1 protein-coding gene is annotated in these 263 nt (G+C 42.2%); it reads left to right on the top strand.

The window, feature by feature from the left end; all coding sequences use genetic code 11:
* Positions 1 to 263, top strand: a 263-nt coding sequence (locus Q4528_RS14290; RefSeq protein ID WP_303522285.1) for a DUF1722 domain-containing protein, incomplete at both ends; no start/stop codon positions are given.

Raw genomic sequence — 263 nt, 5'->3', positions numbered from 1 at the left:
CCTTGGTGGCCAGTTTAAGCAATAAAAACCAGCATGGTTTTGCTGCTTACATTGAAGGCTTTATGGGAATACTCAAACATAACTGCAGCCGCAAAAATCACTGTAATGTATTGCAACATTTGCAAGGTTACTTCAAGCGCGACCTAAGTTCACAACAGCGTGAAGAACTGTCTGAGCGGATTCATCAATATCGTGAAGGTTTAATGCCACTACTGGTGCCAATTAGCCTTATTCAACACTATTTGCGTGAGCACCCAAAACAC

The sequence above is a fragment of the Staphylococcus pasteuri genome, assembly GCF_030547725.1.
Lineage (GTDB): Bacteria > Bacillota > Bacilli > Staphylococcales > Staphylococcaceae > Staphylococcus > Staphylococcus pasteuri.
Note: the sequence above shows the minus strand (reverse complement) of the source record. Positions and strands in the feature narration are given on the sequence as shown.